The sequence below is a fragment of the Rothia koreensis genome (assembly GCF_004136575.1).
GTDB classification, from domain to species: Bacteria; Actinomycetota; Actinomycetes; order Actinomycetales; family Micrococcaceae; genus Rothia; species Rothia koreensis.
Map to the genome: position 1 here is coordinate 161379 of NZ_NOIQ01000001.1, position 12641 is coordinate 174019.

Sequence of the window (12641 nt, forward strand, 5' to 3'; positions counted from 1 at the left end):
GAAGGTCGCCATGACCTCGGCCGACGTGGCGGGTAGGATAGGGCACCGTGGCTTTAACTATCGGAATCGTGGGGCTGCCCAACGTGGGCAAGTCGACCCTCTTCAACGCACTGACCCGCAGCACCGTCGTCGCGGCGAACTACCCGTTCGCGACCATCGAGCCGAACGTGGGTGTGGTGAATCTGCCGGATCCGCGGCTCGAGCGTCTCGCCGAGATCTTCTCCTCCGAGCGGATCCTTCCGGCGACGGTGTCCTTCGTGGACATCGCTGGAATCGTGAAGGGCGCCTCGGAAGGCGAGGGCCTGGGCAACCAGTTCCTCGCGAACATCCGTGAGGCGCACGCGATCGCGCAGGTCGTGCGGGCCTTTGACGATCCCGACGTCGTCCACGTGGACGGGAAGATCGACCCCGCCTCGGACATGGAGACGATCAACACCGAGCTGATTCTGGCCGACCTGCAGACTTTGGAGAACGCGATCCCGCGCCTCGAGAAGCAGGTCAAGATCAAGAAGGGCGACGCCGCCCAGCTCGAGGCGTACCAGCAGGCCCAGAAGATCCTGGAAGAAGGGGAGACCATCTTCCGGGGTGCCGCGGGGGCGAAGCTCGACACCTCCTACCTGCGCGAGCTCAACCTGCTCACCGCCAAGCCGTTCATCTACGTCTTCAATTGCGACGACGGCGTCCTCCAGTCCGAGGAGCGTCAGCAGGAACTCCGCGAGCTGGTGGCCCCGGCCGAAGCCGTGTTCCTGGACGCGAAGCTCGAGGCCGACATCGTCGAACTGGACGAGGACGAAGCGCGCGAAATGCTGGAAATGTCCGGACAGGACGAATCCGGCCTGGACAAGCTGGCTCGTACCGGATTCCACACCCTGGGGCTGCAGACTTACCTTACGGCCGGCCCCAAGGAGGCACGCGCCTGGACGATCAACAAGGGCGACACAGCCCCGCAGGCCGCCGGCGTGATCCACACCGATTTCGAACGCGGCTTCATCAAGGCCGAAATCGTCTCCTACAACGACCTGGACGCCCTGGGCTCGATGGCCGAAGCCAAGTCCGCCGGCAAGGTCCGGATGGAAGGCAAGGACTACGTCATGCAGGACGGGGACGTGGTGGAGTTTCGTAGTGGATTAACCTCTGGTGGGAAGAAGTAGGACTCGTTTCCCACTCGGACTCAACAGAGATCACGAAGGCAGGAGTTCGCCAGCCCCTCCGTGATGCGCAGAGTGCTAGAGGTCTGTACGAATGGAGAGTGGCCAGTGACTAAAGATCCGCTCGACGCGCCGCAGTTGACTTTCGCGCTCAATGTCAGTGGCCCGTTCTAGTGTTCGAGGTGTCGATAAGGAGGATGAGCAATGGCGCTGAGGACGTCTCTGGCTGGTCGAGTGCAGAACACCACGCTGCCCAAGACCCACGCCCTGCTGCCCCTCCTGGAAGCGGTCGTCAACGGCATCCAGGCGATCGACGCGCGCTACGGCGACGACGTCGAACGCGGGTCGCTGAGGGTGCGGATCAGGCGAGAGCCACAAGACGCATTTGACCTCTCGTCGGCGGGCCCGGGACGTGTGCCGCTGAAGTCGATCATCGGCTTCAGCGTCGAGGACAACGGTGTGGGCTTCACTCCGGACAACATGGCCTCCTTCGAGACGCTCGACAGCGACTTCAAGGCCGGGCTCGGATGCCGCGGGGTCGGCAGGCTCCTGTGGCTCAAGGCCTTCGACCGCGTCGAGGTCCGAAGCGCGTACTGCGACGACGATGGGTCGCTCCAGGGACGCCAGTTCAAGTTCTCGGTGACGCGCGAGGTCGAGCATGACGCCGCTCCCGAGGGCATCACCGACGCAGGCTCGGTGGTGAGCCTGACTGGATTCAAGCAGACGTACCAGCAGAGCGCCGCGAAGACCGTGGAAGCGATCGCTCGCGAAGTGTTCGAGCACTGCATCTGGTACTTCCTCCGTCCTGGTGGAGCGCCGGACGTGATCGTATCCGACGATGACGGTGATTCGATCTCGCTCAGGGAGCTGCTCGACGACTCGGGGTACTCAGAGACGACGAGGGCGACAATCGACATCAAGGGGGAAAAGTTCGACCTGCTGGGCCTCCGGCTCAAGTCGTCGGCGCGCAACTCCAGCCCGCGCCTGCACTGGTGCGCCGCGAATCGCGTCGTCAAAGACGAGAGCATCGCTGGCAAGGTGCCAGGGTTGTACGGTCGACTGAAGGACGAGGCATCGACCGAGTTCACGTACGTGTGCTACCTGTCATCGAAGTTCCTCGACGATCACGTTCGCTCTGACCGCACGGACTTCGATCTCCCCGAACGAGTCCCTGGGGAGACCTTGATCGACGAGCCCTCCCTCGATGACATTAGGAAAGGGGTGTTCGCGGAGATCGCGCGGAGCTTGGCTGTGCCACTGGCATCCGCCCAGCAGGCCGGGCGGGAGCGGATGCACCAGTACATCAGCACCAAAGCGCCAAAGTACCGCCCGCTGATCAATCGGATCGAGTCCCTCGGCCTCGTCATCGACCCGTCAATCAAGGATCAGGATCTGGAGCTGGAGCTTCACCGTTGCAGCCAGAAGATCGAGGCCGATGTGCTGGCCGAGGGCCAGGCCGTATTCGCGGAGTCGGACGGCGACAGGCCTGAAGGGTACGAAGAGCGCCTGGCGAAATATCTCGAGACGGTGAAGGAGTTCAACCAGTCCGACCTGGCGAACTACGTCTTCCGTCGACGGACCACGCTTGACATCCTCGACAAGCTGATCCAGGCGGACGACGACGGGAAATACGCTCGGGAGGAATCCATTCACGAGCTCCTCTTCCCGATGCGGAAGGAGTCGGCGGAGGTCGGCGCTGACGCCTCGAACCTCTGGATTCTCGACGAGAGGCTCGTGTTCCACGACTTCCTCGCCTCAGACAAGCCGTTTAAGACCATCTCCATTACGGACGACGACTCGATGAAGAGGCCCGATGTGCTCACGACGCGCGTCATCGAACCCGATTCTCCGGTCCTCACCGCTGAAGGCAAGAAGCTGCCACTGCAGTCAATCGTCGTCGTCGAGCTCAAGCGTCCAATGCGCGATGATGCGGCCGAGGGAAAGAACCCCATCGAGCAGTGCCTCGACTATGTCGCACGGGTTCGAGCCGGCGTCGCAAAGACGGCCACGGGAAGGCTGATTCCCTCGGCAGACGACCCGCCAGCCTTCTGTTACATCATCGCCGACCTCACCCCGACGATGGTGAGTCGGTGCAAGCTCTCGGGCTTGACCATGACGCACGACGGGATGGGTTACTTCGGCTTCATCGAGCCGTACAAGGCCTATATCGAGGTTATGAGCTTCGATCGTCTCGTCAACGCTGCCACCGAGCGAAACCGAGCCTTCTTTGACAAGCTAGGCCTGCCGTCGAGTTAGCCGTTGCGATGGACCAGGACGAAGATCGCGGGGGCGACTCCGAGCAGGATCGTGAGGCAGCAGAGGAACTGCCGGCTGACGATGGCGACACGACCTCGCCGGACGCAGCCTTCGAGCCCCCGTTCGGCCTTCGACTGCCGGCAGGGTTCTCGCAGTCTTTGATGCCCGGCATTGACGACGCTGCGGCGAAGATGCTCGCACCTATCCGGGCGCAATTGGAAGCAATGCTCCCGGACACCTCCGAGTACGCACGAGCGATCACGGGGCCGCTGAACCGACTCCTGCAGGATCAGATGAAGGCCGCTCTGCCGGACTACGATTCGATGGTCAAGAAAGCGATCGAGCCGTTCAACGGGCGACTCCGGGATCAGATGACGTCGATCGCAGCTACCCTCCCGAAGTTCACAGGTCCGATGATCGACTTCCCGGTGTGGAAGGGCATCGGAGTCAGTCCGGCGACCGAGTCGATGCTCAAGCAGATCATTGCCCATCAGTCCGAGATGTTCGAGGGCCTGCGCAGCTCGCTGAAGCCGCTCTTCGACCCGGAGCTGCTGCGCGGATTCAACCGGGCTCTCCTGCCGCCGAACCTGGGGGATTACGCCGACGAGATCCAGGCGCATCAGGTGCACGGGTTCCTGGAGCAGGAGGGCATCCCGCTCTACCTCGTGCCACGGGGGCGGACGGCACTGCGGCTTTTGCGGGCGAAGAATCGCACAGGACGGCGACGAGTGCTCGGCGACTGCTACGAGTCGCTCATGGAGGACTGCGCCGCCGTGCTCGAACGGGCGGAGCACGAGGCAATCAGCGATGAGCGGTCATTCGCCCTCGACGGCCTCGGCGCGATGCGGGCCGGGCACGCTCGTTCGGCTCAGGCCATGTTCACCGTCACGCTGGACACGCTGATCTATCGCTTCTACCCCGATCGGAAGGCCCGTGGGGTCATCACGAATCGCAAGAGGGGCGCTGATCTCCCCGAGGCGATCGACGAGATGGGCGTCCGAGAAGCGTTCGTGTGGCTGCCGATCTGGAACGCGCACGAGGAGTTCTGGAAGCACAAGGGCGACAAGGTGCCGCACTACTATTCGCGCCACGCGAGCGTCCACGGCGTCTCCTCTCGCCAGTTCAGCAAGCGGAACTGCATCCAGGTGCTCATGCTTGTCACGAGCCTCATCGGCTACGCCGACCGGGTGGCCCGTGAATCCGGCTAGTTTCGCACGGGCCCGCGGCAGTGAGGGCGGCGTTGCTCAGTCCCCGCTGCCCTTGATGATGTAGCCGCCGTCTCTGAACTCCTGCGACGCCGCCGCCCAGTCCTCGGGGTGTGAGACCGGCAGGAGCCTGTGCTGTTGCTCGTGCGTGCTGTCGTAGGGCGTCGTGGCCTCGAGCTTCATCCAACTATGGTCTTTGATCAGCAGCATCTCAACGACCTGCGCCGCGGTCAGCAGGTCGTCGGCGATTGTCCCCGCCGAGACGTTGGAGGGGGAGAGCACCGCCTAGCCCGAGGCGTCCAGGTCGACATAGAAGCCGGCCATCTTCTCCTCGTTGGCTCTCTTGCCTGCGACCTCAGCTTCGCTCCTCTTCTTCGCGAAGTGAGCCGTCCAGCCCTCCTGTGACTGGTCCTCCGGGAGATCATAGGACTCGTAGTCGCCCCAGAACGACGCGAGCTCCTGACCGAAGACGAAGGCCTGCATGTACTTCACAGCGTGGCGGCGACCGTCCAACGAGAGCCGCGGGACTTCTCGGACGTCGTCCGCGCCAGAGCTCCATGACTGCCCGAAGGTCTCGTAGATCCACAGCGCCTTGCCCAGCTCCTCCTGTGCGAGGACCGTGAGCGCGCGGGCGCGGCCGAACGACCCGCGCTCAAGCAGGGCATTGGCGTCGGCGATGAGTCCGGAGGCGTTGTCCATGAGCGCCTTCCAGAGCGTTCGCGCTGTGTTCGGATGCATCTCCATAAGAGGATTCTCCCGCAGTTGAGTTCCAGCCGTGGCATCGCGGATGGCGCAGCCAGCATCCCTCATAAGTGGCGGCGAGACAGGTCCGCATTCCGAGCAAAAGTAACCTCTGTCGGGTAGACTGGGTCTATGCGACAGACTCCTCATGCCCCCGTCCGAGCGGTGATCTACCTCCGCATCAGCCAGGACCGGGAGATGGACGGTCTTGCCATCGACCGGCAGCGAGCCGACTGCGAGCGGATCGCCAAGGACCGCGGCTGGGAGGTGCTCCACGAGTACGTCGACCAGTCCAAGAGCGCGACGGACAAGACCAAGGTCCGCCCCGCCTACGACGAGATGGTGCGCGACTATGAAGCCGGCTCGTTCGACGCCATCGTCTGCTACGACCTCGACCGTCTCACCCGCCAGCCGCGCCAGCTCGAGGACTGGATCGACGCCGCCGAGGACCGGGGCCTCAAGCTCATCACCGCGAACGGCGAAGCCGACCTCAACACCGACGGCGGTCGCCTCTACGCCCGCGTGAAGGCTGCCGTGGCCCGTGGAGAGGTCGAGCGGAAGTCGGCGCGCCAGAGCGCCGCGCATGTCCAGAGGGCCTCCCAGGGCCGGCCGCCGAAGGGCGTGAGGCCGTTCGGCTACGCCATCGACGGGTCCGTGGTTCCGGCCGAGGCAGAGGTCGTCGCCCAGCTGTTCAAGCTCTTCGCTGTGCAGGACGGTCCCTCGCTCGCGGCCCTCGCAGCGGGCCTCTCGGGCAAGGAGGCGAAGCACATCCCGAAGTCCCTGCACCACGTCCAGCGGTTCACCCGAACCCTCGCGGAGGAGCGCAACGAGCGCCGGGCAGTGGAGGGCCTCGAACCCCGCCCCGTGCCCGAGGACGGCCCCTGGAGCAGCTCGACGGTCCTGGGCATCCTCCGTAACCCCCGCTACGCCGGCTGGTCCGTCTACACCGACCGCCGCGACCGGACGAAGAACAAGCGCCGCTCCTGGTACGCGCAGGTGATGCGCGACGAGAACGGCGATCGGATCAAGGGGCAGTGGGAGCCCATCGTGGAGGAGGCGACGTGGCTCGCGGTCCAGGAGCGCCTGGACATGCCGGAGCGAGTCACGAACAGGGCCGGCTCCACCTCGCGCAAGCACCTGGGCTCCGGCCTCTTCCTCTGCGGCATCTGCGGGAAGCCGGTGAAGGCCCATGGGGCCCGCTACCGCTGCGCCGGCCACGTGATGCGGGTGCGGTCCAGCGTCGACGACTGGGTGCTACGGATCGTTCGGGCGAGGCTGGCGCGCCCGGACCTGAAAGACGCCCTGCCGAGTCGGGACGAGCCCCGATTGAGGGCCATCCAAGCGCAGATCGCAGCTCACGAGGGGAAGATCAAGCGCGCGCAGCACGACTACGACGAAGAGATTATCGAGAGCTACGACCTCAAGCGTGTGCGAGAGCGCGAGAACGCCAAAATCGTCGTGCTCGAGGCGGAGCGCACGGCGCTCACGGCGACGACCGACCTCGGGGGAGTGTTGAACGCGGAGAGCCCGGTGGCCGCGTTCGACGACGCAGACCTGGCGATCCAGCGCCGTGTCGTGGACTTCTTCTGCACTGTCGAGCTCCTGCCTGCGCCGCGTGGGAGACGGACCTTCGATCCGGAGACGGTGAGGGTCACGCCGAAGGGGAATGACGCCCGGGCGTCGTCCTGACGAACCGCTTGCAGAAAGCGGTGGACGACGCCGACGACCTGGGCTGAGCGTTTACGGCTCCTCCTCGAGTGCCATCGGCGACCACCCACCGAGAGCATCGGGTGAGAGGCACGTCGCGCAACAGTCGAGCCCGAGATTCACCACCTCGAGGAGTGTGTCGAGGACGTGGACGGAGTGGAACTCGCCCGTCTCGGGATCCCTGCCCGGCCAGGTCCCGCAGTACGGGAGGAGGTCGCCGGGTCGCTTGAGCAGATGGTGAGTGACGCAGTCGTCGACGGGCATGACCCCATCGTGCCACCGGCCCAGGACGTGTAGCCGACACCACCGTGTTCGCGTCGATGACCGCACTTGCTCTGACGGACCACCATCAATAGGCTCAATGAGGGTGTCTCCCAGGGAGTCCGGACGGGCAGTCGGGTCGAGCGCACGGTCATCCGCCGGCGCTGAGAGCACGAGCCCTCTCGTATCGACGGGGCGGTCGTCGCCGCTGGGCACTCAGCCTCGGATGGGCGCTGCGGCGTCGCGGTCGAGCATATGAATCTTGCCAGCCCGCGTACGCCTGCTCCCGATCCGAGAGGACAGGTGCCGCGAGGGCACCCGATTTCACATGGAGACACCAACCCCGAGACGCTTCGCCATCCTCATCGTCGACGAGGGCGACCCGCGCGGCACGACCGCGCACCTGTGCGCCGACTCCGAGCTGTGGGCCTGGCTCCAGCGCGAGGAATCGTTCCCGGACGGCGTCGAATACATCGAGTCGCCGATACCCGGCACCGATCTGCTCGCGCACGTCACTCGGTGGGAGCCGCTGACGGACAAGGCCCAGCACCTCGTCTGGTTGCCCGGCGGCAGAGGCAGGTCGCATCCGGCCCTGACGCCGGTCGAACTCGAGGTCAACGGCGCTGCTACGGACCTCGATGAGGTCCGTAGCCTGCTCGCCGCCGAGGGCGCGTCGATCGTTGAAGCACGCTGGTGAGCCGTCACCGATCCCCGAAGTCCAGCACCGCGAAAGGAACACCTATGAACGACCGCACGCCTCCGGCTGACGACATCCTCGCCATCGACCGCTCGACCAAGGCGGCAGAAGCCTTCCGAGAGCTGCTCATCGAGAGGGGGTATCCGTCCATCAACGAGTTCCTCATCGACGTCCTCCGCGACGATCGGAGCAGGAAGCGCGAGGCCCGCCTCCGCGACATCGGCAACCGGATGTTCCCGGACGGCGTTCACGATCGCAGTGACAACGGCTGACCCCGCGATGCACTGAAGTCGGCGGTCAGTCGCCCGCATCCTCGATCGTCAATAGCAGGTCTGTCGGGTGCACGCCGAGGCCACGGGCGACCTTGACGATGACATCCAAGGTCGGGTTCCGAACGCCTCGCTCGAGGCCGGAGATGTAGGTGCGGTCGAGCTCGATGAGGTGCGCGAGCGTCTCCTGCGAGTAGCCCCCGGCGCTCCGCAGCTCGCGGACGCGGTCGCCGAAGGCGCGGCGATGCGCAGGAATTTTGCTCATCCATCTAGCAGAACTGTACGATGACTATAGGTCCACGGACTATGAGTCACATTGGCAGATGAGTGCGCCGGCGTGTGCAGTCACAGGGGGATGACGATGACGACACACGGGTCGGCAGATCGCGCGTCGCTGGTCGCATGGCTGACCGAGCTGCTCGGTCTGGTGCGCCACATCGAGCAGCGCTACGAGGACAAGGCTCGGATCGAGAGCCAGTTCCCTCCTCCGAAGCAGGCTCTGAAGCCCTGGGGTTGGAAGGGGTTCGCGCTCTCGATTGTCGTCTCACTGCTCGTGCTGAGCGGGTTGCTCTCCAACCTCGGCATCCTGTCCTACTTGATCTACCCGCTCTGGCCGGCCGTCGGCATCGGCTTCCCGATCGTGTGGAACAAGGTGCTGGTGCCGAGAGGCAACGCGCAGCGCCAGCAGAGCAATCGTGAGTTGGCCGCGAGGATGCGTGAAGCGACTTCCGGAGTCGATGCTGAGCTGGAGAAAGCCGGCCGGATCTACGCGACCCGGTTCGCAGCCGGGTTCCCCGAGGCCTACGTCTACTCCGACGCGGTGGCCTACTGTCTGGGCGCGGTTCAGCAGCACCGTGCCGACACCGTCGGACAGGCGATCAACCTCTACGAGACCGAGAGGCACCGGCAGCGGCTTGAAGAGACTCAGGAGCGGATGCTGGAGGAGCAGCAGCTCGCACGTCGTCAGCAGGCGGGGCAAGCCGTCATCGGTGCCGCGATTCAGGGCGCGACGCTCGGCGCGATCCTCCACGGCAACAAGCGCCGGTAGCCTCCGGCCGATCGAAAGGACAATGACCATGACGACCAGGACTGCTACTAGGGCCGCCTCCGCTGCGGCCCTGGCTCTGGGCGCGATGCTCGCCCTGAGCGCCTGCGGTGGGGATGACACCGCCGCTGCTGGGGACAACGATGGGGGAGGAGGCGACCCCACTGCGACGCTCGAGGAGAGTCTCTTCATCTCCATCGATGACGGCGAGAACGTGCTCACGCTCCATGGCGACGAGATCGCAGAGGTCACTTACGTCGGCGAGACGTGTGAGCAGTTCAAGGACTTCATCGAGACCGCCCAGTCAACCGGGTTCGATCCTGAGCAGGAAGCGGAGAAAGTCGACGGTCGCCTCACCGGAAGCAACTTCGTCTCGTTGAAGCAGGGCCGGCTCAACGAGGCCAACACCACGATCATGTGGGGCGAAGACTCGGGAGCGAGGTCGAATGAAACCAACCCGTTCCTCGTCGATGTGCCCGATGTCGGCATGGTCTCGATCACCGACACCGGTAACGGCGAGAACACTGCCTACGCCGGGGCCAGCACCGAGCAAGGGCAACAACTTCTGGACGAGTGGACGACTGGCCAGTGCGGATGACCTACTGAACGCGTCGTCACTGTCCGCGTGGATCCGCGAGCGACTGAGGAGCATGATGTGGTCATGAAGCTCAGCGAGCTCAAGAACCACGACCAGGTCGTCCGTGAGCGCCAGGAGTCCGATCCCGAGTACGCGACGGAGTCTGATCGCCTCGCGCTGGCCAGCGCCGTGAGCCTGGCCGTCGTCCACCACCGCGGCGAGCACAGACTGACGCAGACCGGCTTCGGTCGCCTGCTCGGCTGGTCCCAGCTGCAGGTTGCCCGGCTCGAGTGCGGGGACATCCCACCGTCAATTGAGAACCTGGAGCGTCTGGCCAGCGCCGGCATCATCGATAATGGGCAAGCGCCGGGTGCTGATTCGTAGACCTCGCACTCACGCGACCGACCGCGACGATCTGATCCGAGGTCGTCACGGACGGTCGTAGATGACGATCACGGGCGCTCGGCGGGCGTGGGGTCCTCGAGCCACTCAGGCTCCTTGCGCCCGAGTCCGGCGGAGATTGCCTCCGCCGTCTCGCGCCAGGAACGCTGCACCTCGTCGAAGCGGTCGGTACCCGCAGTCGCCTCGAGTTCGCGCAGGCAGGCCTCGCGATCGGACGGCGTCAGCACTGTCGTCCAGGCTGGTTCGGAATCCATGGCCACGATTCTATGTGTCGTCATGACCGGCGGTCGATGGTCGACATGAGGACTGCCGACGTACTGTTGAGACATGGACGCGTCGCTTAACGAGCTCTTCACCGACCGCGAACTCAGCGCCGGTCTTAACCATGCCGGTAAGAAGTATGCCGCTGGTCGTGCGGCCGAGCTGCTGGCCGAGGACCCCGTTCGGACGGCGCAGCAGCTCGTTGACCTGCTCCGTGAGGAGGCACGGGCCGCGGAGGCGGAGTTCGAGCAGGTCCGCGGCAACGCTTAGCTAGCAGAGCTCTCAGAGCTCGATCTCTCCTCGGAAAAGCAAACCGCCGGCTGCCGTGGCTACACCGGGGGCCAGCCTCGCTCACATCCAGACGGTAGGAGCTAAAGCCTTTGCGGTTACCACCGTACCCCAGCGCTCAGACGCCGAGGACGAAGACGGCGACCGGAGCGGGGAGGCGAGCGAGGCGAACGGTGGGTGGAGCTCGCCGTGGCCGGAGTGGGTGGCTTCCTTTCAGCCGGGGGCGGACCGGCCAAGTCGCCAGTACCCGTAGAAGGAGACGTCCCGTTTGGGTATGCCACGGTCGTTGACTAGGTGTCGCCGAATGCCAGTGGCCAGCTTGGCCTCGCCAGCCACCCACGCATAGAGAGGGCCTTCGGGCAGTTCGGCACCAGCAACCGCCTCCAGCGCGCGGACGCCGGGACGCAGACTCTCGCTGTCGCGGCTGAGCCAGTGGACACGCACGCCGGGCTGCGTAGGAACGGCGCGGATGTCATGCTTGGTCGCCACCTCCACGAAGACTTCCGTGGGCGACGGGTTCGGATCCCTGTCTAGGATCGACAAGATGGCTGGCAACGCAGTTTCGTCACCCGCCAGTAGGCGTCCTCGGGTGTGCTCAGGCGGACCGTACATGGAACCGAGATCGAAGATCCCGGCAGGGTCTCCCGGCTGGACCCGACGTACCCACGAGGTCATGGGCGAGTCGCCGTGCAGAGCGAACTCGATGTCGAGTTCCTGCTCGGCTGGGCGCAGGCTGCGGACGGTCAGAGTGCGCACCCACGGACGGGTCGCTTTCGGCATCCGCAGGACCTGAACCATCCACGCTTCGTTCGAGGCGGTCGGCATCTGCAGCTTATGTTGCCCCTCGCGTGGGAAGAAGAGTCGCACAGCCTGGTCAGCTTCTCCTGGAACGAGGTGCCGTATGCCAGGCCCACCCAGGGTGAGTGTGGTGAAGCCGGCGGAGACCGGCTGACAGCGCCGTACCTCCAAGGTGAGCATCTTGCGCTCTCGTGGGAGGCGGACCCGGGGGCTCAACGCCACACTCGCAGGTTGTCGGTTCTGGTGTTTTCATAGCTCATGACACTATTGTGAGTAAAAGCTCAGCTATTTGCTACTCGCTTTTCACCGGCCAGGAGGAACAACGGATGACCCCCGGCGATCGCCGCCTCGCCCCACGTCGCAAGCCCCGGCAGGTTCGCGCCGAACTCACCCGCGAGCGGGTCCTCACCGCAGCTGCTCAGGTTTTCGCCGAGTACGGATACGCGGCCGGCACAACCAACCGCATCGCCGAACGGGCCCGCATGTCCATCGGCTCGCTGTACCAGTACTTCCCGAACAAGGACGCCATCCTCGCCGAGCTGCTGGTCCGGCACATCGACCGCGGCTCATGGACAGGAGCCGAAGAACTGGACATGACTCCCGGCAGCCTCGAAGGCGTCATCCGGTCCCTGGTGCGCGACGCGATCGACAATCACCGCGACGACCCCCAGCTCCTGCAGATCATGATCGAGGTAGCGCCTGTCTCCAGTGACCTGATCGAAGCGATCGACCGGCACGGCAAAGCCCGGGTGAGCCAGGTGCGCGAGGTGTTCGCCCGTCATCCCGACGTCCAGGTGAAAGATCTCGACATGGCCGCAGAACTCGTCGTGGGAACCTTAGAGATGAACACCCACAAACTCATGGCAACCCTCCACCCCGACCACGTCGAAAGGCTCGAAACGGAGCTAGTCGCCATGGTTACTCGATACCTGCGCGGCGATCGGTAACGACGAGCTCGCCCCGGCAATGCCGACAACGCTCGCCAT

Annotated in this window: 17 protein-coding genes; 11 read left to right on the forward strand and 6 right to left on the reverse strand. The window is 64.9% G+C overall.

Annotated elements, in window-relative coordinates:
- Positions 1 to 47 precede the first annotated feature (47 nt).
- From ychF to EWU68_RS00785, 3 genes are all read left to right on the forward strand, one after another.
- Complete coding sequence (ychF, locus tag EWU68_RS00775) at positions 48 to 1151, forward strand: redox-regulated ATPase YchF (protein ID WP_129313977.1); 1104 nt, start codon at positions 48 to 50, stop codon at positions 1149 to 1151.
- A 201-nt stretch (positions 1152 to 1352) separates the two neighbouring features.
- Positions 1353 to 3404, forward strand: a complete 2052-nt coding sequence (locus EWU68_RS00780; RefSeq protein ID WP_129313978.1) for an ATP-binding protein — start codon at positions 1353 to 1355, stop codon at positions 3402 to 3404.
- A gap of 8 nt (positions 3405 to 3412) precedes the next feature.
- Positions 3413 to 4612 carry a hypothetical protein gene (locus EWU68_RS00785; RefSeq protein ID WP_238692233.1) on the forward strand — a complete coding sequence of 400 codons (1200 nt, stop codon included), beginning with the start codon at positions 3413 to 3415 and terminating at the stop codon, positions 4610 to 4612.
- A 36-nt stretch (positions 4613 to 4648) separates the two neighbouring features.
- Here EWU68_RS00785 and EWU68_RS13200 read toward each other — a convergent pair whose 3' ends face one another.
- Positions 4649 to 4891, reverse strand: a complete 243-nt coding sequence (locus EWU68_RS13200) for a hypothetical protein (RefSeq protein ID WP_238692234.1) — start codon at positions 4889 to 4891, stop codon at positions 4649 to 4651.
- Positions 4892 to 4894: 3 nt separating this feature from the next.
- The gene (locus tag EWU68_RS00790; protein WP_238692235.1) at positions 4895 to 5353 is read right to left on the reverse strand and encodes an AbiV family abortive infection protein; all 459 of its coding nucleotides are present in this window, start codon (positions 5351 to 5353) and stop codon (positions 4895 to 4897) included.
- A 129-nt stretch (positions 5354 to 5482) separates the two neighbouring features.
- Between EWU68_RS00790 and EWU68_RS00795 the strand changes: the two genes are divergently transcribed.
- Entirely contained in the window at positions 5483 to 7039 is a 1557-nt protein-coding gene (locus tag EWU68_RS00795; RefSeq protein ID WP_129313979.1) for a recombinase family protein, read from the forward strand.
- Positions 7040 to 7090: 51 nt separating this feature from the next.
- Here the strand turns inward: EWU68_RS00795 and EWU68_RS00800 are convergent, their stop codons facing one another.
- The gene (locus tag EWU68_RS00800; protein WP_129313980.1) at positions 7091 to 7321 is read right to left on the reverse strand and encodes a hypothetical protein; all 231 of its coding nucleotides are present in this window, start codon (positions 7319 to 7321) and stop codon (positions 7091 to 7093) included.
- Between the two features lie 325 nt (positions 7322 to 7646).
- Between EWU68_RS00800 and EWU68_RS00805 the strand changes: the two genes are divergently transcribed.
- Entirely contained in the window at positions 7647 to 8015 is a 369-nt protein-coding gene (locus EWU68_RS00805; protein WP_129313981.1) for a hypothetical protein, read from the forward strand.
- A gap of 44 nt (positions 8016 to 8059) precedes the next feature.
- Positions 8060 to 8287 carry a hypothetical protein gene (locus EWU68_RS00810; protein ID WP_129313982.1) on the forward strand — a complete coding sequence of 76 codons (228 nt, stop codon included), beginning with the start codon at positions 8060 to 8062 and terminating at the stop codon, positions 8285 to 8287.
- 25 nt (positions 8288 to 8312) lie between these two features.
- On the opposite strand, the gene EWU68_RS00815 is transcribed toward EWU68_RS00810, so the two are convergent.
- Entirely contained in the window at positions 8313 to 8549 is a 237-nt protein-coding gene (locus EWU68_RS00815) for a helix-turn-helix domain-containing protein (protein ID WP_129313983.1), read from the reverse strand.
- A 90-nt stretch (positions 8550 to 8639) separates the two neighbouring features.
- On the opposite strand from EWU68_RS00815, the gene EWU68_RS00820 reads away from it, so the two are divergent.
- The 3 genes from EWU68_RS00820 to EWU68_RS00830 all read left to right on the forward strand — a co-directional run bounded on the left by EWU68_RS00820 (position 8640) and on the right by EWU68_RS00830 (position 10290).
- Entirely contained in the window at positions 8640 to 9332 is a 693-nt protein-coding gene (locus EWU68_RS00820; protein WP_129313984.1) for a hypothetical protein, read from the forward strand.
- 28 nt (positions 9333 to 9360) lie between these two features.
- Positions 9361 to 9927, forward strand: coding sequence for a hypothetical protein (locus tag EWU68_RS00825; protein ID WP_129313985.1), 567 nt, complete (start codon positions 9361 to 9363; stop codon positions 9925 to 9927).
- Positions 9928 to 9990: 63 nt separating this feature from the next.
- Complete coding sequence (locus EWU68_RS00830; protein ID WP_129313986.1) at positions 9991 to 10290, forward strand: helix-turn-helix domain-containing protein; 300 nt, start codon at positions 9991 to 9993, stop codon at positions 10288 to 10290.
- Positions 10291 to 10358: 68 nt separating this feature from the next.
- Here the strand turns inward: EWU68_RS00830 and EWU68_RS00835 are convergent, their stop codons facing one another.
- Positions 10359 to 10562 (reverse strand): hypothetical protein, encoded by a 204-nt coding sequence (locus tag EWU68_RS00835; RefSeq protein WP_129313987.1) that lies wholly within the window; start codon positions 10560 to 10562, stop codon positions 10359 to 10361.
- A gap of 73 nt (positions 10563 to 10635) precedes the next feature.
- Here EWU68_RS00835 and EWU68_RS00840 point away from each other — a divergent pair, with 73 nt between their 5' ends.
- Positions 10636 to 10839: a hypothetical protein gene (locus EWU68_RS00840; protein WP_129313988.1), complete on the forward strand. Its 204-nt coding sequence runs from the start codon at positions 10636 to 10638 to the stop codon at positions 10837 to 10839.
- Between the two features lie 231 nt (positions 10840 to 11070).
- Here the strand turns inward: EWU68_RS00840 and EWU68_RS00845 are convergent, their stop codons facing one another.
- Positions 11071 to 11835, reverse strand: coding sequence for a siderophore-interacting protein (locus tag EWU68_RS00845; protein WP_129313989.1), 765 nt, complete (start codon positions 11833 to 11835; stop codon positions 11071 to 11073).
- 146 nt (positions 11836 to 11981) lie between these two features.
- Here EWU68_RS00845 and EWU68_RS00850 point away from each other — a divergent pair, with 146 nt between their 5' ends.
- A complete protein-coding gene (locus EWU68_RS00850) occupies positions 11982 to 12602 on the forward strand; it encodes a TetR/AcrR family transcriptional regulator (protein ID WP_129313990.1) in 621 nt (206 codons plus the stop codon).
- Positions 12603 to 12641: the final 39 nt, after the last annotated feature.

Coding starts and splice junctions, on each gene's coding strand:
- EWU68_RS00780 (WP_129313978.1), top strand. CDS start 1,353: ATGGCGCTGAGGACGTCTCTGGCTGGTCGAGTGCAGAACACCACGCTG.
- EWU68_RS00785 (WP_238692233.1), top strand. CDS start 3,413: ATGGACCAGGACGAAGATCGCGGGGGCGACTCCGAGCAGGATCGTGAG.
- EWU68_RS00790 (WP_238692235.1), bottom strand. CDS start 5,353: ATGGAGATGCATCCGAACACAGCGCGAACGCTCTGGAAGGCGCTCATG.
- EWU68_RS00795 (WP_129313979.1), top strand. CDS start 5,483: ATGCGACAGACTCCTCATGCCCCCGTCCGAGCGGTGATCTACCTCCGC.
- EWU68_RS00800 (WP_129313980.1), bottom strand. CDS start 7,321: ATGCCCGTCGACGACTGCGTCACTCACCATCTGCTCAAGCGACCCGGC.
- EWU68_RS00805 (WP_129313981.1), top strand. CDS start 7,647: ATGGAGACACCAACCCCGAGACGCTTCGCCATCCTCATCGTCGACGAG.
- EWU68_RS00810 (WP_129313982.1), top strand. CDS start 8,060: ATGAACGACCGCACGCCTCCGGCTGACGACATCCTCGCCATCGACCGC.
- EWU68_RS00815 (WP_129313983.1), bottom strand. CDS start 8,549: ATGAGCAAAATTCCTGCGCATCGCCGCGCCTTCGGCGACCGCGTCCGC.
- EWU68_RS00820 (WP_129313984.1), top strand. CDS start 8,640: ATGACGATGACGACACACGGGTCGGCAGATCGCGCGTCGCTGGTCGCA.
- EWU68_RS00825 (WP_129313985.1), top strand. CDS start 9,361: ATGACGACCAGGACTGCTACTAGGGCCGCCTCCGCTGCGGCCCTGGCT.
- EWU68_RS00830 (WP_129313986.1), top strand. CDS start 9,991: ATGAAGCTCAGCGAGCTCAAGAACCACGACCAGGTCGTCCGTGAGCGC.
- EWU68_RS00835 (WP_129313987.1), bottom strand. CDS start 10,562: ATGGATTCCGAACCAGCCTGGACGACAGTGCTGACGCCGTCCGATCGC.
- EWU68_RS00840 (WP_129313988.1), top strand. CDS start 10,636: ATGGACGCGTCGCTTAACGAGCTCTTCACCGACCGCGAACTCAGCGCC.
- EWU68_RS00845 (WP_129313989.1), bottom strand. CDS start 11,835: ATGCTCACCTTGGAGGTACGGCGCTGTCAGCCGGTCTCCGCCGGCTTC.
- EWU68_RS00850 (WP_129313990.1), top strand. CDS start 11,982: ATGACCCCCGGCGATCGCCGCCTCGCCCCACGTCGCAAGCCCCGGCAG.